Origin of the sequence: Flavobacterium psychroterrae, assembly GCF_018380615.1 — a bacterium.
GTDB lineage: Bacteria > Bacteroidota > Bacteroidia > Flavobacteriales > Flavobacteriaceae > Flavobacterium > Flavobacterium psychroterrae.
Genome location: NZ_JAGYVZ010000001.1, coordinates 412,000 through 434,156 on the forward strand (window position 1 = coordinate 412,000; position 22,157 = coordinate 434,156).

Here is a 22,157-nt window from a genome sequence, read left to right on the forward strand (position 1 = left end):
GCCCTTATGCTACTTGCAGATTTGGAAATTTGTCTTGCAATACTTTTACAAAGTTTTCGCCTACTACCTGATATTTTGCTCTGGTTAATACTTGTTTGTTCAAATTTAAAAGATCTGTTGGATCCGGAACATAATGCAATCTGTCGTGAATTTCAAGCGCCAAAGGATTACCATCTATATTGAATGTAATGATATGAGTTTTTGGCAAATATTCTTCAGAAGATTTTGAATATACTCCTAACTGTGATTTTAAAATACCTCCATATTCAAGTCTTGCCTCTTCAATACGGAAATTATCAAAAACAACATGCTCGTCTAATTCTCCTACAGCATCGGTACTGAAAAAATGCAAATCATTACCGCTCAATACCCAGAAACATTCGGTTTCTACGCGCTGAAGTTTTACACCTACAGCAGAAATGGCAACGTTTTTTATTCCGTCAGTTACAACTTCCTGAACTTTATTGGCTTTGGTCTGAGGAACTGATCCAGAGGTGTAAGCATCTATTGATTTTCCTTTCATCCATTGTGTTAATTGGGGGAAATCCTGTTTTAAAACTTCTTCTTTATGAAGATCGTATTTGGTTCTTTCAAGATCTAAGTCAATTTCTGTTTTTGCTGCTGCGTGTTTTTTATTCATGTATACCATAAAACCGATACCGGCAATTACTAATACAACGGGAATTAAAAAAAGTGGATTCATAATTTAATTTTTTATTAAAGGTTAATTGGTTTTACGTCTTTTTTTTTGTCTTTTCCAAAAAGGCCATATAGAATTAAACAGACTAGTAAAAACAGGAGTATTTTTCCGCCATATTGGGTATAAAATCCTAATTTCAACAGTTGCTCTTTCTTTAATTTATTTGCGCTTATTATTTTTTCAATCTCTTCATTCGAGAGTTCGTAATATCTGTCAGAATGCTCTTTTGCCAATATTAGCTTTGGCTCCTGAGTGATCCAAACTGGTATCCATGCGATACTATACTCCTGATGTAATCTGGCAAGATCTAAATGGGTATTTGATTCTTCTTTTGAAAGATATTCATCAGTATTGGGTAAATCTGCAACAATCTCTAATTTGTCAATTTTACCAATTGGTATTCTTGCTTTGGCTAAAGCCAAATTGTAAGAGCAGAAAGCAATGGTCGTTGTTAAGAAAAGTTTCTTTATGTAGGTCATAATGGTATCGCCTCAGTTTAATTTTGGCTTATTTTGGGGTACTATTTAATTGATAACACAAAAAAATAGATGTGTTAATACATCCAAAAAAAGCCCGTACTGAAAACTTCCTTAACATTTTTGTTCAAATCTATTTAATTTTTCTTACAATAGACAATAAAAAAATTAGATTTTGCATTTTAATAAAATACAAAATCTAATTTCTCAAATGTTTATTCTCTTTTGCTTTAAATGATAAAGTTATCGTTACAAAAAATTAATATCAATGAATATTAGCGCTTAATTATCCTGAAATTTAACCAGTACAATATTTGGTTTAGGCGCTGGTTTCATCCCCATTCCCATATAAAAACTCGTATGTGGGGGCTGATTATAACCTACATTTTGCCACGCAACACTTAATCGATATTGCGGGTCGTGCATTAAAGTATATTGCCTGATTTCGGTTGGAATTGTGGTAGAATAAATTCGTAATTCAGTATTATCTTCAGACCTTAAAATTAATTCCTCACGCCAGTCTCCCAGAATATCTGCCGAAAGTGCCGGCGTGGATTTAGTGCCATTATTTGAAGCTGCTCCTGTTGCAGTAAACAATCTGCCTGCATTGTATTTATCAATATAATTAGAATTCAGCAATTCTCTCGAAGAATCTCCATCCCAATAAATTAAAAAATTGGTTGAAGTTGGTGCTTTTCCTATTTCATTTCCCTTCATGTCATGCAAATACGGCGATCCTGACCACCAGCATTGTGCGCCCTTTCGGGTTGGATCGATATTATCTGCAACACCGCGACCAACATCTTCGTTAAGCGAATCCGTAAATAAAACTTTTCCGTCAGATGCAGAAAATAAAGTAACTCCCGGACCCGTTGTTCCGTTTTCTATTTCATGGATTCCAAAAACTTCCAAACCCGGAATATCCAGATCAAGATCAGAAACATGCAAAGCATCGCCGTGCCTGAAACCAGTTGTGTACAATCCTTTTCCGTCATCATCGACGCACATTGATCCGTAAATAATTTCATCTTTCCCGTCGTTGTCCACGTCTGCAACCGTGAGTCCGTGATTTCCCATTCCTGAATATGGATTTTCGGCATTTTTACTATCAAAAACCCATCTCGAAGTTAGTTTGTCATTTTTAAAATCCCAAGCCGCCAAAACCGTTCTTCCATAATATCCCCGACACATTACAACACTCGGATGAATCCCGTCTAAATAGGCAATACAAGCCGTAAAACGATCAATTCTATTTCCTTTAGTATCATTCCCTCCGCTTCCGCCTCTTCCGCCCCAGCCTGCAAGATCGCCTCGTTCCGGGATATATTCAGTAATCGTAATTAGTTTTCCGGTTCTTCCGTTAAAGACAGAAAGATATTCCGGACCTTTTAAAATCTTTCCATAAGTTGGAGAATTTTCATCTCTGTCAACCCAATCTTTCGTAGAATTTCCAACAACATTATTCTCACTATCTGTTGTTCCATCGGCAGTTTTACAGACAAATTCCGAAATGCCATCGCCATCTAAATCATACACCATAAATTGGGTATAATGTGCGCCTTCGCGGATGTTTTTTCCGAGATTAATCTGCCATAAAAATTTTCCATCTAATGTATACGCCTGAAATATGGGCGGATCTGTGATTCCTTTAAAAGAATTATCAAGACTTTTTCCTGTCATATGAACAATCAGATCATATCGCCCATCGCCGTCTAAATCCCCAACCGAAAGATCATTCGGGATATATCCTGCAACTGGTTTTAGTTTTATTGCCAGATAATCTTTATCAGGACTTTGTGCAGGAATTGTAAAACTTCCCCTTGCATCGGTTTCTTTTCCTTTAAAAACTGTTTTTACAAACCATGTATTTTCTTCCTGAATATTGGCTTTTGCATCAATAAAATTTGTTGCGCCAAAAATGGGTTTATCGTTTAGTTTAACTGGTTGTTTAGTACCGCTTTTTCTATATAAATTAAAACCCAAATCATCAGAATCTGTTCCTAAAACACGCCAACCAATAAAAAACTGATTGTTGTTTTTTACTGCAATAACGCCTCGGTCAAGATTTTCCATTTGTCTTTGTGCGAAACTGGAAGTACCTGAAAATAAAAGCAAGAATAGAATTGTATTTTTCATAATTGGTATTTTTTATGGATTGTCATGGCACGCAGATGACACGGGTTTTGACGGGTCTATGCGGATTTTTTTTTTTTCGCGCAAAGACGCACAGGCGCAAAGTTTTTTTTCTTTGTTTTGTTTTGTTTTAAGACAAGCTTGTCATTTGGACCGAAAGGAGAAATCACACAAGTAACTCGACAAAGATTGGCGACATTCGTTATGGAGTTTCTAGTGTCCTTCGACTTCGCTCAGGAGGACAAACTAACTTCAATAAAAATTTGCGACTTCGCGTCTTTGCGCGAAATAAAAAAAATCCGCATAGACCCGTCAAAACCCGCATCATCCGTGGGCAATCTTTTCTTGTGTGATTTCTCCCTTTGATCGAAATGACAAAAAAAAAGAAATCTGTTTTAACCCGTTAAACCCGTATCATCCGTGGGCAATATTGCATCAAAACATCTTCGCAAATCCCTCACTTTTCACTTTCCAAGTCCCATCTTTTGGAAAACCCGGATTTTGTTCTGTGGTTCCGTCCCAACCTGCACACATCATGGCAACGGCGGTTAATAATCCCCCGTTTCCGGGAAGATAAAGCGTTAATCTGTCTGACTGATAATTATGTCCGTTTTTTAAATATGTGTTTGTTGTGACATTCATAAATAAGGCATCAACGGCTTTTTCGGGCATATTCAAACGTGCTGCGGACATCGCTGTCATCGGGAAATCCCATCCCCAGGTTTTATCCCATGACCATGTTTTCCAAACCAGATCAAACGTATTTTTCATGATTTTTTTATCTAAAAGTGACGTTTCAGGAAGCATACCAAATGTTCCTAAAACCGACGGATGATCTGTTTTGAATTCAGGATTTGTGTATGAATCCTTTGCGCTTTCTGTCGCCAGATAAACCTGATCTGCAATTGGTAACGGAGATAATTTAGCCAAAACGGTTTCCCATTTTTCAGGAACTTTCTGGTTTAATTTTTTCTTCCAGGCAATTGCCGTTTTCAAAGCCCAGTTCCAATATGCCAATTCATAGGTTGGGTTAAAAGTTTCCATTGCTTTAAAGCGTTCCTGCGCCGGAATAACGCCAGGTCCTAAAACATAACGATCACTTTTAGCGTCGTAATTTGCAAACGAAGCCATGAAATTAGCGGTTTCAAAAACACGCTCGCTGTATAAATCTAAAGTTGCTGTGGTTGGTTTTGCACGATAAATTAATTCTGCGTAAGTGATAAAATGTGGCTGTTGCCAAAGCAAAAATGAACCTACAGATGACGGACTTTCATTACCATCCGGATCTGTCATTTTTTGCCATCTTGCGCCTTCAAAACCTTGTCTTTTGGCGATATTTTTGGCTTTCTCAAAAACCTTTTGATACCATGGTAAACTTTTTTCCAATAATTCAGGTCGGTTCCAAAGTGCAAAATGAACGCCGTGCCACCAATGCATTTCCAGATGCGGTTTTCCGTACCAGCTATTATAGGTTAAACCTGTTTCCTGTGGCGGAACTTTTCCTGTACATTGCACTTTGGTTAAATATTGTGACAGAATAACTCGTCGTTCCAATTCTTTGCCGCGAGGATCTGTACTTCCTGAAAAATCTACCGCTGCACCGCTTTTCCAGAATTGTTCCCAGCCTTTTACACTGCTGTTTTCAATATCTGTAAATGATGAATTTGTTGCTGATTTTTTATTTGCTAAAGCAAAAAGACAACTCAATTCTAATGTATTGGTATTCGATGCTTCAACTACAAAATAATGATCTGAAACCTTTTTTATTTGTGCATTTCCTTTCCAATTCAAATTGACATTATACGAAATACTATCCATTACATGCGTTACTACCGCTTCTGTTTTTGACTTTTCAGCCAATGTGCTTTTATAATCTTGTTTGCCTTCCCATTTTGTTCCCATATCTGCCCAATCGCCTGTTGGAAACGGAATTCTTAAACTGATTTTCAACCGTTTTTGCTGCAATAAATCCGATTTGACTTTTACGCCAATCGCGTCTTTTTCCTGATGTGAAACGGTTAAAACTGTAACTGGAATTCCTTCGACTTCAAAATAACTTTCGATTTCTCCTGTCCAAAGATTCAATTTTTGAGCAATCTCTTTTATGTCTTCCGGTTTTGCGATGCTTCCGTCTTTCTTGGTAATTTCAAAACCCAAATTTCCCAATTGCAATAAATGCGGATTCTGACGAAACCAGTTCACCGCTTCAACTCTTCTCGCAGGTTCTTTGATCTGAACCGTATATGAAATGTCTCTGCCAAACTGTTTATAATCTCTTAAGGTTTCCGAAAACTTATAATTATTGGTGTTTTTATAACTGTCCCAACCCCATTCCGACTGCGTTCCCAACGGAATTCCGTTTTCATACTTTTTAGGAAATGTCTGCAATCCCGTAGCATCAACTGTAAAAGCAAAAGCACCGTTCCCAACAGTTAAAGAAGCTAAAGTATCTATAGCCGTGATTTTAACGTTATGTCTGGTTACTAATGCTTTTCGATCTATTTTTTGCTGTGCAAAAATGAATATCGAAAAGAGGAATGCGGTAATTAAGTGATATTTTTTCATAGTATAAAAGTTGGTTTTGATAGGTTCTGGTTGAGATGATAAAAATTAACCGCAAAGCAAGCAAGTTTTTTTATCAATATTATTTGTAAAACATAAGTTCACAAAGCTTTATCAATACAAAGCTTTGCGGACTTTGCTTTGTCACAAATCACGCAAGCATAAAAAACTTTGCGTGCTTTGCTGTAAAATTTTAAGCGGTTTAATGTTTTTATTTTAATAGGTTATCTAATTTTATCATTGCTTCGATTTATATATCGTCCCTACGGAACTCTGAAATGTGGGAAATTGATTTTTTTTTTTTGCTACCAATATTTAGCTCCTAACGGAGCATCATATCACTTTTTTTCTATTCTCTTGCTTCTTTCTTCTATTCTCTATCTTCTATTCTCTTGCTTCTTGCTTCTTTATTCTTGCTTCTATCTTCTATTCTCTATCTTCTATTCTCTTGCTTCTTGCTTCTATTCTCTTGCTTCTCTCACCAACGTCACACTCATCAACCCAATCACAACATCATTTGCAATAGTCCTCAGCGTCAAACTTTTCAACGCTTTATTTTTATTCAACGGCAAATCCAAAATAGTTCCTGCACCTCCATCAACTCCATAACTGGTGAATCCTTTTATGGTTTTGAAATCCTTAAAATCTCTTGAAATTTCTCCTGTTTTAAAATAGATTCTTGGCGGTTTTGGCGCGTTGGTTGTAAAGGCAAGTCCGTCAATAAAATAATCCTGTTCGATTGGCCACCAGTTTTCCGGATTTTTCAGAGGCAGAATATCAGATGTTCCATCAGTGTAATTTACTATTATTTCTCCGTTTATGATTCGGCTTTGCATTGGGTTTGTAGTTCCGGCGAGCATAAAATAAGCGTGTGAAGCTTTTCCGTTTAACGGAATATTGATGCTTTCCGGAAAATTATCCCACATTGATGTAAAAATAATATTCTTATGATTTGCATCAGAAGGTGTTTGGAACGGAACCCCGTTTGGCGTTGTGATCTGTCCGTTTGCTTTTGCTTTTTGGCGTAAGCCAGAATCATCAATTTTTACCGAAATATTTGGATAACACCAATTCCCAATTCCTTGTTTAGGAAGTTGCAAAGTCACTGTTTGCGGTCTTGGAGAAAGATATTCATAATTAAAAATATCGGTTACTTTTGAATTAAAAAATGACGAAAGCTGAATTGTTTCTGCACTTTTTGATTTATCCAGCGGAAGATCCCAATTTGTAACTGCTTCATTTGATTTATTTTCGGATTTTACATTTAAATGAATGGGTTCCCACCAGGATAATTCGCCTTGTTTTAATTCGATAAAAAACAGTTTGTTGCCAACCGAATTCACTTTCGCCTTGAGCGAATTACCTGTTTTTGAAATTTCACTTAAAACCAATTGCGGATCGTAAAGCGAAATTATTTTAGCTTTAAGAGTTTTCAAATCCAAAATTTCATTTAATGTATAATTCTCTTTTGATTCTATTTTTTCAACAGGATTTCCTTTCCATTTAATCGTAATTTCATAAATAGCATTGTAAGGAACTTCGATACTTATTTTTGGTTTTCCGATGTTTTCCGAAACAATTTTCCAAGCAACTGATTTTCCGTTTGCAGTAATATTTTCTACAGTTTCAAAAGAAGAATTCAGAACTAATTTCAAATTCATCTTAGCCGAAAACTGATTTTTGATCACATATTTTTCTTCTTTATTTTCTCTTTTAAAATCAATTGAAATATCGGGAATTTCTAAAGAAGCCTGATTCCATTTTTCAGGAAAACCCGGTTTAATGGTTAAAACTTCTGCCAAAGCATCGGGCTGAATCCCAAAAAGTCCTTCGACTAAAGTTCTGGAAGCCATTCCTATTGGGTCGGCAAAATCGCGATACAATTCACCTCGCATCGCATCCTGATACAAAAGCTGCTCAAAACCGCCGGGCGAAGCGCCTAAATACATACTTTCGACCAAAGCACTTTCCCACATTTTAAACGCATTTTCAGATTGTCCGCCCTGCCAGAAAGCCAGTGAAGTATGCAATTGTTCGGCTAAAGCCACATTATTTGTTGACCATGTATAAGGCTGCCAGTTTGTTGTACTAATCACATAAAGGTCTTTTTTATCCAGTCCTTCGGCAGAAATTGGGATATGCGGAATCTGATTGTTCACGTAATCCAGCATTTGATAACTCTCAAAAGGAGTCGATAATTCTGAATCTATTGTGTGATAAATGCTCCAGATTCCGGGTGTATCGTGCAATAATTTATTTCCTAAAGCATCTTTATATTCGGCAAAAATTCCTTTATTGGCAATCCAAAGTTGGTTATTTGTGGCTTTCAGGATTTTATCTGCTTCTTTTGTAAACGGATTTTGATCTTCATTAATTTTCTTCGCAATTTGTGCCACGGTTTTATTCGCATAATAATTATAAGCCGATGAATGAATTACTCCGCCACCGCTATATTGCAAAGCATCGCTCGCCCAGATTGACGCATAAGCATCATATAATCCGTCGCCATCAGGATCAAAATTTCTTTTTTCCCAATTTAAATGTCTTTGAATTGTGGGCCACATTTCTTTTATGAATGAAGTATCGCCCGTCCATTTAAAATGTCTTAACATTTGATCGATGAAAACCAAATTCATATCATAATGATGTGCGACATTATTTTTGTTGGGACTTCGGCTAATGTATCCGCTGCTGAACATTGAGGTTCCTATTTCCTCTTTTTGGCGTGCTAAATTTCGTTCTTGATCCAATACAATCGGACCCGATTCCGGACTTGTAACCTGGGAATTACTGTAACTCGTAAAATGAGTTTTTGCGCGATCATGCCATCCTAAAGGATCTACGGTATAGGCACCGCGCCAGGCATTTAGATACATTCTCCAGGCAATTGCTCCGTGAAGATAAGCGGGACTTTCCCAAATTCCATCGGCTGCGATTGAAAGTGCAGATCCTAAGGTATTGATATACGGATCAGGAGTTGAAACTTTAACACGATTCGCTAAAAGTGCTGTTTCCTGAACTGATTTTTCATACAGTTGTGCTATGTTTTTTTGGTTGTAATTTGTTTTAGAATCTTCAGAAAGGAACAACCAATAAGATGCTTTTTCCGTAATAGCTTTTATTTTTCCGGTAATTAAAGTCAGTGATTCCGGATTTGAATTGAAAAGTTCCAATGGTTTGTTTTGCATTTTAGCATTAGCTAAATGTGGAGCTGATTCGGGGAAAAATCCAGTAATATTTCTATTATTTCCTGTTTTTTGTTTGTTACTTTCTGAACCATATTCTAATAAAAATGATCCCTTTTTTATGGTGTATTTGTTATTAGTACAATATTCCGGCTGTAAATAAAACACCGATTCAGGATCTGCGCCAATGTCTCCGTCCCGACTGAACTTTTTTCCTGTTGCTCCGCCAAAAGCCCAAATTAAACTGGTGTTTTTAGAGCTATTTTTTCCGTACAATTTTACAATGAAACCTTCAGTTTCTTTTAAAGCTACCACATCAACAAATAGTTTTCCGTTTCCTAAAATTGCGTCTTCGATTGTATAACGCATTGTTCCTGAAACATATCTTGTATCGATTTTGGTGGCTTCGGTAATCCATTTGCTTTCATTTCCGTTTACTAAACCTAGCTTGAAATTCCCTCCCATTCCGGGCATATACATTGCAAATTCAGGTAAATCACCAGTTTCAACCCTAAATTCTGTGTTAGAACCATATAAGGCTCTGTTGAATTTTCGGGTGCCATTTTTCAAAACAAAACTATTTCCTTCGGGCGCATAATGAATTTTACGCATAGCTTTATTCTCCTGTCCAAATGTTGCCATTGAACAAATTAAAAATAAGCCGATGAGGATTTGAATAGATTGTTTTTTAATTTTCATATTAATGTGACATGGTTTATTCTAAAATTTTAAAAGACAACTAATTGGTTGTAAATATTTTAATATATAGTCCCGATAGCTATCGGGACATAGATTTTTAGCTCTTATAAAAAGGCGTTTCACTTATTCAAAACACACAGAGATAGCTATGTAACAAATATTTCTATGTCTTTAGTTAATTTTAGAAAACTATAATTATTTATTAATTCCTAAATACAGATGCAATTTCTTTGTTTTTTAGTGGTATAGTATCCTGTACCTACCTGATTTTATCAAAATGATAATTTATAATCCTTCAATATTTTAACATCATAGTACAGGATACTATATAAAAACAGAACTACTAGTTTTGAAATAACATCAAATTAACTATGACATTCAAAAACATTATTCAAAAATTCATTATTGTTGTGTTCGCTTTGTTTTTACAAAAAAGCAACGCGCAACAAACTGAAAAAGTCTATTTGTCCGGAAAAGATTTTGAACATCCTGTACAATGGGATTTTTATTGTACGGGCGGAAATAACAGCAAAGTCTGGTCTAAAATTAATGTTCCATCGCAATGGGAATTAGAGGGTTTTGGCGAATATACTTATGGAAGATGGTACAAGGAACTGAACCAAAAAGAACCGAGCAAGGAAGAAGGTTTGTACAAATATGAATTTGAAATTCCGGCGGATTATAAAAATAAAGATGTTCTGATTGCGTTTGGCGGTGCGATGACGGATACGGAAGTTAAAGTCAACGGAAAGTTAGCGGGAGCGATTCATCAGGGTGGTTTTTATGAATTTAAATATGACATCACTTCTTTATTGAAGTTGGGTGCCAAAAATATTCTTGAAGTTCATGTCTGGAAACATTCTGCTAATAAATCTGTAAATGCAGCTGAACGTCGGGCAGATTGGTGGTTGTTTGGTGGCATTTATCGTCCGGTTTGGCTGGAGGTTTCGCCTAAAACTCACATTGAAAATATTGCCGTAAATCCTAAAATGGACGGTTCGATTACGGTTGATTTGCAACTTAACAATATTTCAAAAAATACTAGTGTCGAAGCAAAACTTAAAGGTTTGAATGGAGAAAATTTTGAAACTTTTACTTTTCCGCTTAAAGCGAAAACTATAAAACAATCAATTGCTGCAAAATGGAAAAACGTAAAACCGTGGAATCCTGAAACGCCTAATTTGTATGAATTAGAATTAATTTTAAAACAAAATGGGATTGTTGTGCATCAATATCATAAGCGAATTGGCTTTAGAACTTTGGAATTTAAAAAACAGGACGGAATTTATGTAAATGGTACTAAAATTATCATGAAAGGAATTAATCGCCATTCGTTTTGGCCGGAAGGCGGACGAAGTACAAGCAAGCGCATCAGTGAATTAGACGGAAAATTATTGAAGGATATGAATATGAATGCGGTTCGCGGGCATTATCCGCCTGACGATCATTTTCTGGATGTTTGTGATTCTTTGGGGCTTTTTGTTTTGAATGAACTGGCGGGCTGGCAAAACTCGTATGATACTGAAACGGGAACGAAATTAGTGACCGAAATGGTAAAACGTGACGTTAATCATCCATCTGTAATAATTTGGGATAATGGTAATGAGGGCGGCTGGAATTATAATGTCGATAAGATTTTTGGCGAGAATGATCCGCAAAAAAGGATTGTGATTCATCCGTGGGCGGATTTTAACGGTTGGGACACGCATCATTATCCGACTTATTTAACGGGAATGCATCGATTTAATTCGGGTGAAAATGTATTTTTTCCCACTGAATTTATGCACGGAACGTATGATAACGGGCACGGCGCGGCATTAGAAGATTTCTGGAATCGGTATAAGGAAAGTCCGCTATTCGCCGGAGGATTTATGTGGGCAATGCTTGACGAAGCTGTAAAACGATCAGACTGGACGGGTGATGTGAAATTTGATTCGAAAGGTTCGCTTGCCGCGGATGGAATACTGGGGCCTCATCGTGAAAGGGAAGGAAGTTATTATACTGTAAAAGAGGTTTGGTCGCCAATTCAGTTTCAACCAAAGCAAGTTACTGAGGATTTTGACGGATCGTTTTTAATTACCAATGAATACCTTTTTAGTAATTTGAATTCCTGTAAAATGGATTTTAAAGTTTTAAAAGCTGACAATAATGTTCTTTATACAAATGGAAATTCTACAGCGATAAGTTCAGGAAAAATTGAGATTCCGAGTATTGATCCTGGGGAAACCCGCAAAATTAAATTTGATGTTCCGAGTAATTTTGCTGAAGGGGATATTTTATCGATTTCAGCTTTTGATCAGTTCGATAAGGAAATTTATACGTGGACGTGGCCAATTCATAAAGCTAAATATTATGCCGCTAAATTTTTAAAGGTTCAGGACATTAAAGTAAAAGCTTCGGTTGCAAAAACGGCTAATGAAATCATTTTAAAAGGAGATAATGTCACGGTAACTTTAGACGTTACAACTGGAGAAATTTTATCTGTTAAAAATACAACTTCGATAATTCCGCTTACAAATGGTCCAAGACCTATTGGAATGAAAGCCAAATTAAAGGATATTCAGATTTCGCAAGAAGGTGAAAAAGCGGTTTGTCAAGTTAATTATTCGGGCGGATTATCTTCTATAAAATGGATTATGGAACCGGACGGACGTTTTAAAATGGAATTGCTGGCGCTGAAAAATGCTTCTGGCGGCGAGGGTTTTGACGGTGCTTTTTTTGAAGATAAAATCAACGCTTTCGGAATCACTTTTAGTTTTCCTGAAAAGGAAGTTACGGGTATTAAATGGTTTGGAAGAGGTCCTTATCATGTCTGGAAAAACCGAATTAAAGGAACTACTTACGGCTTATGGGAGAAGGATTATAATAACACAATCACGGGTGAAAGTTTTGAGAATTTGATTTATCCGGAATTCAAAGGATATCACGCAAATTTATTGGGCGCGAATTTAAAAGCCGGAACCTCATCGTTTAAGGTTTTTAGCGAAAATGATAATTTATTACTGAGATTATTCACACCTGATTTGCCTAAAAATGCTTTCCCGGGAAGTTATCCGCAACCGGAATTTCCGGAAGGAGATATTTCGTTTATGTATGAAATTCCGGCAATGAGGGATTTTAAACCTCTTGAACAACAAGGTCCGCAAAGTCAGCCAACAAATATCAGGATCAAAAGCGGTGACGACGGGATTAAGATGAATTTGTGGTTTGATTTTAGGGATGCAATTTAGTTTTAAGTTTTATTTTGTTTCAGGCTAACGTTCATATCTAATGTTATTTATACCTGACAGATTTTTTTGGCCAAAGCCTGAACATTGTCTTTTCAAATTTTCACATCAAAACATATGAAATCAATTAAAATATTTTCAGCGCTTTTATTAGGCTTATTATTTTTCAACTTTACTTCAAAACAAGACAATAAGCCAACAGTTTTTATGGTTGGTGATTCTACAGTAAAAAATGGTAAAGGTGATGGCGCTGGCGGACTTTGGGGTTGGGGAGATTTTATTGGTCAGTTTTTAGACACTACAAAAGTTAGTATTGAAAATCATGCTTTGGGCGGAACGAGCAGTAGGACTTTTCAGGATAAAGGTTTGTGGAATGTTGTTTTGAATAAACTTAAAAAAGGTGATTATGTTTTGATTCAGTTTGGGCATAATGACGACGGACCTTTAAACGATAGTCTTCGCGCACGCGGAACGATTAAAGGTATTGGCGAAGAAACTCAGGAAATAGATAATATCTTAACTAAAAAACACGAAACGGTTCATAGTTACGGCTGGTATATTCAGAAAATAATTCGCGAGGCGAAATCAAAAGGCGCGATTGCTATTGTTTGTTCCCCAATTCCCAGAAACGACTGGAAAGATAGAAAAGTACCTCGTAACGACAAATCATACGGGTTATGGGCGAAACAAATTGCAGATAAAGAGAAGGTGACATTTATAGATTTGAATGATAAAATGAGCCTTGAAATGGAAAAGTGGGGTGAAAAAAAAGTAACTGGAACGTATTTCTATAAAAAAGATCATACGCATACATCTGCAAAAGGTGCTGTACTTTCGGCTTCGGTAATTATCAATCAATTGAAAGAGAGTAAAAATTCGTTGAAAAATTACATTTTAAAAGATCCTGAAATTGTACTTCCTAAAAAGAAAAAGGTTTATTTAATTGGCGATTCGACTATGGCGAATAACAATGATGTAAATGCTGTGGGTTGGGGAGTTGCATTTCCTGCTTATTGTGACACAACGCGCATTGAGGTAATTAATAAAGCCCGAGGTGGTCGAAGCTCCAGAACTTTTGACCACGAAGGTCTTTGGGATGAAGTCAAAAATCAATTGCAACCGGGAGATTTTATATTGATTCAGTTTGGGCATAATGATGCGGGAGCAATTGACAAGGAAAAATTCAGGGGCTCGATTAAAGGAAATGGTAACGAAACTCAGGAAGTAACGCTGGCTGATGGCTCTAAAGAAACGGTGCATACTTTTGGCTGGTATATGGAAAAGTTTATTTGTCAAGCGAAAGAAAAAGGCGCAATCCCGATTGTTTTAAGTCAGACGCCAAGAAATGAATGGCCAAACGACAAAGTAGAACGACGAAGCGATACGTACGGAAAATGGTCAAAAGAAGCCGCTGAGAAAGAAAATGCATTTTATATTGATCTTAATGAAATCGTTGCGCTTGAATATGAAAAATTAGGCAAAGAAAAAGTAAAGGCGTTTTTCCCAAAAGATCATACGCATACGGGCTCAGAAGGTGCTGATTTTAATGCAAAAACTGTAGCGGAAAGTATTAAGAAACTGAAAGATTGTGGGCTTAAGAGTTTTGAATTATGAGTAGGTCTTAGAGCCAAGAAGCAAGATGCAAGATTTTAGAGGCAAGATGTTAGATGCAAGATGTTAGATGCAAGATGTTAGAAGCAAGAGACAAGATGTTAGAAGCAAGAGACAAGATGTTAGATGCAAGATTTTAGACGCAAGATGTTAGAAGCAAGATGCAAGATATTAGATTGTAAAGTACCTCTTTAATCTTGCATCTTGCCTCTTTCTTCTTGGCTCTTGCTTCTTTCTTCGTGGCTCTTTCTTCTCCAATGTTGCTTCTATACTCTTTCTTCTAACATCTTCCCTCTAAACTCTTATAAATAAAAAAACCTCGTTTAAAATGAATTAAACGAGGTTTTATTTTGACTAAAAATATTATTTTTTTGATTCTTCGATAGAAACTTTTCTAAACTCTTTCAAAAGTTTTTCAATTTCTAAAGTAGCTTTACGAGCTCTTGCTCCAGCAGCTTTAACACCTTTTTCTGTTAAAGAGTCAGCTTCTGTTTTAAATGTTTCAATTTCGGCGTTGATTTTTACTAATAGATCTTTCATGCTTATAATTATTAAATTAAGGCGCAAAAATAAAAGTTTGAATGATAGTTACAACATATTTGACGTTAAAATTATCAGCGTTTTTTAACGTTTGATTTAACATTAAATTTACCTCACTTTTTTTTTCATTTAATAAAAGAACCAACCAACTACTAATCAACTACTTATTTTTTAATTTATGAAATAGTTGGCTTTACAACGTGCTGACAGATATGGAAAAATAATTTGTTATATTTTTCTAAATCATTAAAAACAGTCAGAAATTTTACACTTTGAACGGGAGAAACCAAGAGACTGACTGAAAATAGGCTAAAAAATCAGTCAACTTTTTGCTTATTTACGTACACATTTTTAAAATTTACATTTGTTATTAAGCTATTATCAATATTTGTTTTTACGGCTTGAATATTTAAATTCTCAAATGTAAAATTTGATAAGCGCACATTTGGATCGTTTTCTACTCCGTAAAAAGTGTCGCATTTTAGATCGATATTTTTTAAGGTAACATTGTCTCCATAAGATAATGGTACATCAGGACGACCTTTCATATCAAAAAATTGTTTCCATGCAAAAATTGCCAGACAGGTTTTTGCTTCTCCTTTAATATCTTCTACTCTTATATATTCGTATCGTTGTGGTGTATCAGGTCGCATTTTCAACCATAATAATCTCGACGCGCCATCGATTTTACAATTACGCATAATTACGTTTCTGTTGTGGATAGATTCGCTTCCGTTTGTTAGTGCAGAATGACAGAATCCAAAATTGCAATCTTCTATAATGATATTGGCGTTTGGTCCGTTGTTTGGATCCTGATCTGCGTAAGGCCCTTTTCCTCCTTTTAAGGCAATTGCATCATCGTTCACGGACATATAACAACCTTTTACTAAAAAGTTGGTGCAAATATCAATATCAATAGCATCTGTACTTGGCGCTTTTACACCTATATGTGGCGAGAAAATATAAAGATCCAGCAGTTTTACATTATTGCATTTATAAAAATGATTGGTCCAGAAGCCTGAATTAATCAGTTTTACGTCCTGAAGCTGCACATTATTAGAGTTCCATACAAAAATTAATCTTGGCCTTGAAACTTCGAGATTGGTACATTTTGGATTTTCTTTGCGGCGTTCCCAGAAAGCTTCCCAATATTTTTTTCCGTTTCCGTTGATCGTTCCTTTTCCCGAAATCGAAAAATTATCAACTCCGTATGCGTTTACTAGTGCGGGAAAATAATCCAGATTCTGCCCTTCCATTCTAGACGGCATGATTGGGAAATCGGCAATATTATCTGAACCTTTTAAAACTCCACCTTCAGAAACGTATAAAGTGGTTTTGGGTTTAAAAAATAAAGCGCCACTCAGGAAAACTCCTTTTGGAATCACAATTACTCCTCCTCCGTTTGCAGCGGCTTTATCAATCACTTTCTGAATGGCAACGGTTTGGATTTTAGTACTGTCTTTCCCTATTCCAAAATCTGTTATGGTGTATTTTTTTCCGAGATCTTTCAATTGAATTTTAGAATAATCTTTGAACCAATTGCTGATTTCGGTTCCATCAGGGAATTTGTCGTTTTTGTAATCCTGCGAATATGAAGATTGCGAAAAAACGAAGACGCAGATTAAAAATTTTATGGTGTTTTTCATTTTTTGGTTTGTGTTAGTATAGTTGTTGTTTTGTTTTATCACGATGTTGCCAATTCTGACGGACGAAGGATTGTATTAGAATGTAGTTGAAATGTCTTTCAAGTTCCGTTGTTCCTCGGGAAATCATTTTGTTTTTCTTTTCTATTTTAAAACAATTTAGTTATTTAATCCAAGTGAAAAACTTCTTTTAGCGGAATTGTTACGGGCGAATTATCCGGATTTGTTTCCATAATATCTGCCATGTAACTCCACCATTTTTTCACAATGGGATGATTGGGCAAAAGATTAATATCAAAATCTTTGCTTAATTTCTGGATTGCGAAAAGCGTCAAAGTTTCTTCATCTAAAAAAATACTGTAATCCTGTATGCCGCTTTCTGAAAGTAATATTTGCAATTCTGCCCAGATTTGATCGTGCCGAATTTTGTATTCGGTTTCAAAACCTGGTTTTAATTTCATTGTAAAAGCATTTCTAATTGTGCTATTATCTTTCATCTTTTAAATGTTTTTTTGTTACACGCATTTTTTTAACACATAGAGACATAGCTTTTGAATTGTCTAAAAAAGGCGTTTCACTTGTTTGAATTCACATAGCTTTGCCCCTTTGTTTCTTTGAACCTCTGCACCTTTGTTCCTCTGCACCTTTGCCCCTCCTTTCTTCTAAACTATCTTAAAAATAAATGCCGAAGCTGTTTCATATTTCCCTCCTTGTGAAGCGGTAAACAAATAGGTTGGTTTTCCGTTTTGAAACAATAATTGCGGACGTTCGACTCGTCCGTATCTGTTTAAATGTTTTGGTGCTTCGGGCTGATTGATGTATTTGCTTAACGGCTGATATGCGATTTGAGGATTACTCCAATGTTTGCCGTCGTCAGAATCCATATACAAGCCATAATCGATCCCGAAAACGCCCATATCCCTTGCCAGCATTTTGAATTTTTTATTTTCGTACCATACAAAAGCGTCTTCACATTGTTTGTTATCTCCTAGTTTCGAGAAATCAATTACGGGATTGTGTTCGTATTTTTCATAAGGTCCGTGAAGTGATTTTGCAATTGCCAGTCCGTATTTCCTGTTGCCTTTTACGGGGAATTTTGGATGCTCATAATTTTCTGTATCCAATGATTTATAGTACAGCCAATATTCGCCGTTTGGATGTTTCAAAAAAGACGGATTTGTGGTTAAAAGATCATCCCACGAACCTTGCTTTCCGGGCAATAATAACGGTTGATCCGGTCGTTCCCAGGGTCCGTAAAGGGAATCTGAAGTCGCTAAACCAATTCGTTTTGTGTTCATTTTTCCGTTTGAATTTCCCATGAAAAACAGGGCGTATTTTCCGTCTACAAAATGAATACTGGGATTATGGCAGGTTGTTGCATCCCAGAAACCCTCGCCTCTTGGTGCTAAAATTGTGCTGATATATTCATACGGTCCTTCGGGATTATTGGCGACGGCGTGGGCAATTTCTGAGCTGTTGATCCATCCGCTCATTCCTTTTGCTTTTGGCCATCTTGAAAAAAAGACGTGAATTTTTCCGTCCGGACCTTCTATTGGGCTGTTGCACCACACGTAATAATCTTCAAATTCTAATGCGCGTCCCACTGGTCGAAGTCTTTTTTCGAAATCAGATAACTTTGGATCGTCCATAAAAATATTTCCCTTAACGGAAAAAGGAAGACACAATGCCAGAGCTGCAAGCGAATTTCCGATTATAAATTGTCTTCTGTTCATTTTAAGTTTAATTAATTTTCTTGCATGCCTTTTTTTTGCCACTGATTAAAAGAATTAAAAAAGATTAAAAACTCCAAAGGTTTTGTCATTTCGACGAAGGAGAAATCTCATCCAGTAACTCCGCAATCAAAATCGCCAATCCCGAGTGTGATTTCTCCTTCGTCGAAATGACAAGATTGTGCATAAACTGTGCGTAAAAAAAATAAATCGCAACGTATTTAAAACTTATTTTTTCTCCGGATTCGCGACCCAGTCATCGGTTCTAAAAGGCGAAGCAGGTAAATTGTCGTTGTTGAATAAATTAGGCTCGGGAACGGCTTTCCATGCAAACCGAACCGCAACTGGTTCTTTTACTTTTGATGAGGAAACTACGATTGTTTTTCGGTCAATTTTGGCTTCGGCGGGATAGAATATCTGGTCGTTTCCTGCAATTTCAAATTCTTTTAGGGTTTCTCCTTTTTTCTGTAAACCAGAATCGGCGTAATCGAAAAACAATTGAGCTTTCTGTTTTTTGACTTTCATATGATTAAAAATTGGTCCTGAATAGACCAGTTTATTTTCTCCATAGGTTTTAGCGAGTGCAATCAAAGCTAATCTGTAGCCTACGGTTTGTTTGTCAATTGGGTGAATGTTTTGTGTATCACCAACATCTGTTGTTACAACCATTCCGGTGTTTGGGATTGTTTTTAGCGACATTAATTGTGCTTCACGAATATCAGGATTTTGTCCTTTATGTGGCGTAATCTGAACGTAGTAAAAAGGAAAATCACCTTGCTTCCATTCTTTTCTCCAGCTTTTTACCATTGCAGGAAATAAGGTTCGGTATAAAAAGGCTTTTCCTGAATTGCTTTCGCCCTGATACCAGATTGCGCCTTTTATGGTGTAATTTACTATTGGGTGCAACATGGCGTTGTACAAAACATACGACGTTTTGTTGGGTTCTTTTTTTGGCTTTTTTAATGGTGCTTTTGGCGCATTTTCGGTACTTGCAATTCGCTCGTTTGCGAGATCTAGATAATACGCTTCTAATTTTTCCTGATGCAATTTTTCATTTTTTGCATCTTCCTGTAAAATTGGTAAAAAAGCAATATCTTCTTCTAAAACGGTTTGTGCTGTCCACGCTTCAGCTTTTGTTCCTCCCCATGAAGTTGATATTAAGCCGATTGGTACATTTAATTTCTGATACAAATCTCTTCCAAAAAAGTAAGCAACGGCAGAAAATGTCTGAATACTTTCCGGCGTACATACTTTCCAGTTTCCGGTAACATCTTCAAGTAGAGTTGGTGATGCGTTTAGTGCAACTGTGAATAATCTAATATTGGGGAAAGAGGCGTTTTTTACTTCTTCCTCACAATTTTTAACGCCGGTTTTCCAGGTTTTATCTTCTCTTCCCACGGGAAAAAACATATTCGACTGACCGGAACAAATCCAGACTTCGCCTATTAAGATATTTCTTAAAGTGATATTGTTTGACGCATTAATTGAAATCTCGTAGGCTTTATCACTTCCGTTTGGTGTGTTTACGGCTGTTTTCCAGTTTCCATTGGCATCGGCCATAACTTCAACAGGCAAATTTTCCCATCCTAAAGTGATACTTATTTTTTCGTTTGGAGATGCCCATCCCCATAAATTTACTTTTGCATTTTGCTGTAAAACCATATTATCCGCAACTAATGCGGGCAATTTTACTTGTGCAGCTATGGAAGTTATTCTTCCTAAAACAAATAAAAATAAAAGAAGTTTTTTTAGGTCTGTCATTGTGAATATTTTTAAATAATAAAATCCGGTTGGGTGAAATTTTTTAACACATAGAGACATAGATTTTATACTGCTTAAAAAAGGCGTTTCACTTGGTATTAATTATACATAGTTTGTTAGGTGAAAGAAATAAATTTCTTTTTGCATCTTTTTAAATTTAAAATCTATCCCGAAGCTTCCGGACTATGTGTTGATTGAACTTTATTATTACACCAAACGGTTTACTAAAACTTTAAATTTAAAAGAGTTAAACCATAAAAGCATCCTGTGCTTTCCTGTTTATTCTGAATTTTAAAAACTAAAAAAAGCTGTCTGAAAAGACAGCTTCTTCTAAAAAACAAAAAATAAAATTACCAATAATTAATCGTAACCCGGGTTTTGATCGTAAAGTCCGGGAACGGCTAAAATTTCTGATAGCGGAATTGGATATAACAATGAATTATTTTCAATTGCTCTGATTTTTCCTCCGGTATCTTCTGCTGCTTTCCATGCATTCATGATGGTTACGGCTTTTCCTGATCTGATTAAATCAAACCATCTTGTTCCTTCTGAGAAAAATTCTTTTCTTCGTTCTTCAAACAACTGATCTAAGTTTATGTTCGCTGCATTTGCGGGAACTCCTGCTCTTGTTCGTACTTGGTTTACAATTGCATCTACTTCAGCCTGAGAGCCTCCACCACCGTGAAGCGTACATTCTGCCATCATCATTAATACATCAGTATAACGTGTTACCATGAAATCTACTCCCCAGTCTTCACGTCCGTTTCCGTATCTTGTGGCATCTATGTATTTTTTAAAAACCGGCAAGGTGTAACTTCCTTTATAGGTTCCGGTTGCAACGGTGTAACTTGTGGCAATACCAAAGATTTTTCTTTTATCTGTGGCAGCAAACAGGTTTAAAAATCCAGTTGAAATTGGTTTTGCTTCTAAGGCTCCTTGTGCTGATAAATTTACGGATGCAAAATAAGGTTCGTAACCTAATTCTACCATGAAGTTTCCGCCAACTGCTAATGGTAAACTTTGCGTGTAGGGAATTGTTAGTACATTTTCAAGGTTTGCATTTCCTTCTACTTTGAAAATAGCGTCGTAATCTGTTCCAACTTTATATAATCCGCTTAGTTTGATATCGTTTAATTGTTGGTACGCTTTATCCCATTCGTTTAAACCAAGAGTTGCGCCGTCGATTCCGTAAGTTGGGCTTGAGCGCGTCATGTATACCAGTCCTAATAATGCTTTTGCTCCGTATTTAGAAACTCGTCCGAAATTTGCGGTATCGTAGGATGGCAAAAGATCCGGAATTGCCAGTTCAAGGTCTGAGATAATTAGTTTATAAACATCAACAACGGGAGTTCTTTTTATTGCCGCAGCTTCTGTTGCTGTCATTGTTTTATCAATTAACGGCACTCGTCCAAACCATCTTACTAAATCAAAATAACAAAACGCTCTTAAAAAACGCGCTTCGGCTGTCATTGCTGCTTTATCAGCAGGATTGGTAAAAATCTGATCTCCTTTTTCGGCTATTTTTTCCAGTAATTGATTGGCTTTATTAATGGCGTTATAATTACTGATATAAGCTTCTTTTACAAATGTATTTGAACTTATATTGGTGTAGAAACTATTAATTCCTTCCCAGTCTCTTGAAGCTTCTGTTGTTGCTAGCAAATTATCTGATCGAACTTCGCTTAAATTCAAGACTCTGTTTGCATAACCGTAAGTTCCCATTCCGTGAAAAGCTACTGAATAAGTTGCGTTTCTTGCCTGAACGAAATCTCCCGGAGTGGCATAGAAATTTTCAATTGTTCCTTGTGACAAAGGCAATTGTTCTAACTCATCATTGCATGAAGTAAATGCAAATAATACTGCGAGTAAATAAATATATTTTTTCATTTT

13 protein-coding genes are annotated in these 22,157 nt (G+C 36.2%); 2 read left to right on the top strand and 11 right to left on the bottom strand.

From position 1 onward, the window contains the following. Window positions 1-4 precede the first annotated feature (4 nt). From KHA90_RS01435 to KHA90_RS01455, 5 genes are all read right to left on the bottom strand, one after another. Complete coding sequence (locus tag KHA90_RS01435; RefSeq protein WP_213294114.1) at window positions 5-703, bottom strand: hypothetical protein; 699 nt, start codon at window positions 701-703, stop codon at window positions 5-7. A gap of 14 nt (window positions 704-717) precedes the next feature. After that, window positions 718-1,179 carry a hypothetical protein gene (locus KHA90_RS01440; protein WP_213294116.1) on the bottom strand — a complete coding sequence of 154 codons (462 nt, stop codon included), beginning with the start codon at window positions 1,177-1,179 and terminating at the stop codon, window positions 718-720. Between the two features lie 279 nt (window positions 1,180-1,458). Further along, complete coding sequence (locus KHA90_RS01445; protein ID WP_213294119.1) at window positions 1,459-3,312, bottom strand: rhamnogalacturonan lyase; 1,854 nt, start codon at window positions 3,310-3,312, stop codon at window positions 1,459-1,461. Between the two features lie 432 nt (window positions 3,313-3,744). After that, entirely contained in the window at window positions 3,745-5,874 is a 2,130-nt protein-coding gene (locus KHA90_RS01450; protein WP_213294121.1) for a hypothetical protein, read from the bottom strand. 458 nt (window positions 5,875-6,332) lie between these two features. Beyond that, window positions 6,333-9,698, bottom strand: coding sequence for a DUF4450 domain-containing protein (locus KHA90_RS01455; RefSeq protein ID WP_244860224.1), 3,366 nt, complete (start codon window positions 9,696-9,698; stop codon window positions 6,333-6,335). Between the two features lie 428 nt (window positions 9,699-10,126). Here KHA90_RS01455 and KHA90_RS01460 point away from each other — a divergent pair, with 428 nt between their 5' ends. Further along, complete coding sequence (locus KHA90_RS01460; RefSeq protein WP_213294125.1) at window positions 10,127-12,985, top strand: glycoside hydrolase family 2 protein; 2,859 nt, start codon at window positions 10,127-10,129, stop codon at window positions 12,983-12,985. Window positions 12,986-13,099: 114 nt separating this feature from the next. After that, on the top strand, window positions 13,100-14,596 hold the full coding sequence (locus KHA90_RS01465; RefSeq protein ID WP_213294127.1) for a rhamnogalacturonan acetylesterase: 1,497 nt from the start codon (window positions 13,100-13,102) through the stop codon (window positions 14,594-14,596). A 360-nt stretch (window positions 14,597-14,956) separates the two neighbouring features. Here the strand turns inward: KHA90_RS01465 and KHA90_RS01470 are convergent, their stop codons facing one another. The 6 genes from KHA90_RS01470 to KHA90_RS01495 form a co-directional block, all read right to left on the bottom strand. After that, on the bottom strand, window positions 14,957-15,133 hold the full coding sequence (locus KHA90_RS01470) for a histone H1 (protein ID WP_213294129.1): 177 nt from the start codon (window positions 15,131-15,133) through the stop codon (window positions 14,957-14,959). 317 nt (window positions 15,134-15,450) lie between these two features. Continuing rightward, complete coding sequence (locus tag KHA90_RS01475) at window positions 15,451-16,779, bottom strand: rhamnogalacturonidase (RefSeq protein ID WP_213294131.1); 1,329 nt, start codon at window positions 16,777-16,779, stop codon at window positions 15,451-15,453. A 164-nt stretch (window positions 16,780-16,943) separates the two neighbouring features. Then, window positions 16,944-17,273 (bottom strand): L-rhamnose mutarotase, encoded by a 330-nt coding sequence (rhaM, locus tag KHA90_RS01480; protein WP_244860225.1) that lies wholly within the window; start codon window positions 17,271-17,273, stop codon window positions 16,944-16,946. Window positions 17,274-17,438: 165 nt separating this feature from the next. Next, window positions 17,439-18,509: a glycoside hydrolase family protein gene (locus tag KHA90_RS01485; RefSeq protein ID WP_213294134.1), complete on the bottom strand. Its 1,071-nt coding sequence runs from the start codon at window positions 18,507-18,509 to the stop codon at window positions 17,439-17,441. Between the two features lie 225 nt (window positions 18,510-18,734). Beyond that, entirely contained in the window at window positions 18,735-20,267 is a 1,533-nt protein-coding gene (locus tag KHA90_RS01490; protein ID WP_213294136.1) for a sialate O-acetylesterase, read from the bottom strand. Window positions 20,268-20,627: 360 nt separating this feature from the next. Then, entirely contained in the window at window positions 20,628-22,154 is a 1,527-nt protein-coding gene (locus KHA90_RS01495) for a RagB/SusD family nutrient uptake outer membrane protein (RefSeq protein ID WP_213294139.1), read from the bottom strand. Window positions 22,155-22,157: the final 3 nt, after the last annotated feature.

Bases quoted from the DNA above. Each gene is read 5' to 3' on its own strand.
- KHA90_RS01435 (WP_213294114.1), bottom strand. From the start codon at position 703: ATGAATCCACTTTTTTTAATTCCCGTTGTATTAGTAATTGCCGGTATC.
- KHA90_RS01440 (WP_213294116.1), bottom strand. From the start codon at position 1,179: ATGACCTACATAAAGAAACTTTTCTTAACAACGACCATTGCTTTCTGC.
- KHA90_RS01445 (WP_213294119.1), bottom strand. From the start codon at position 3,312: ATGAAAAATACAATTCTATTCTTGCTTTTATTTTCAGGTACTTCCAGT.
- KHA90_RS01450 (WP_213294121.1), bottom strand. From the start codon at position 5,874: ATGAAAAAATATCACTTAATTACCGCATTCCTCTTTTCGATATTCATT.
- KHA90_RS01455 (WP_244860224.1), bottom strand. From the start codon at position 9,698: ATGGCAACATTTGGACAGGAGAATAAAGCTATGCGTAAAATTCATTAT.
- KHA90_RS01460 (WP_213294125.1), top strand. From the start codon at position 10,127: ATGACATTCAAAAACATTATTCAAAAATTCATTATTGTTGTGTTCGCT.
- KHA90_RS01465 (WP_213294127.1), top strand. From the start codon at position 13,100: ATGAAATCAATTAAAATATTTTCAGCGCTTTTATTAGGCTTATTATTT.
- KHA90_RS01470 (WP_213294129.1), bottom strand. From the start codon at position 15,133: ATGAAAGATCTATTAGTAAAAATCAACGCCGAAATTGAAACATTTAAA.
- KHA90_RS01475 (WP_213294131.1), bottom strand. From the start codon at position 16,779: ATGAAAAACACCATAAAATTTTTAATCTGCGTCTTCGTTTTTTCGCAA.
- rhaM (WP_244860225.1), bottom strand. From the start codon at position 17,273: ATGAAAGATAATAGCACAATTAGAAATGCTTTTACAATGAAATTAAAA.
- KHA90_RS01485 (WP_213294134.1), bottom strand. From the start codon at position 18,509: ATGAACAGAAGACAATTTATAATCGGAAATTCGCTTGCAGCTCTGGCA.
- KHA90_RS01490 (WP_213294136.1), bottom strand. From the start codon at position 20,267: ATGACAGACCTAAAAAAACTTCTTTTATTTTTATTTGTTTTAGGAAGA.
- KHA90_RS01495 (WP_213294139.1), bottom strand. From the start codon at position 22,154: ATGAAAAAATATATTTATTTACTCGCAGTATTATTTGCATTTACTTCA.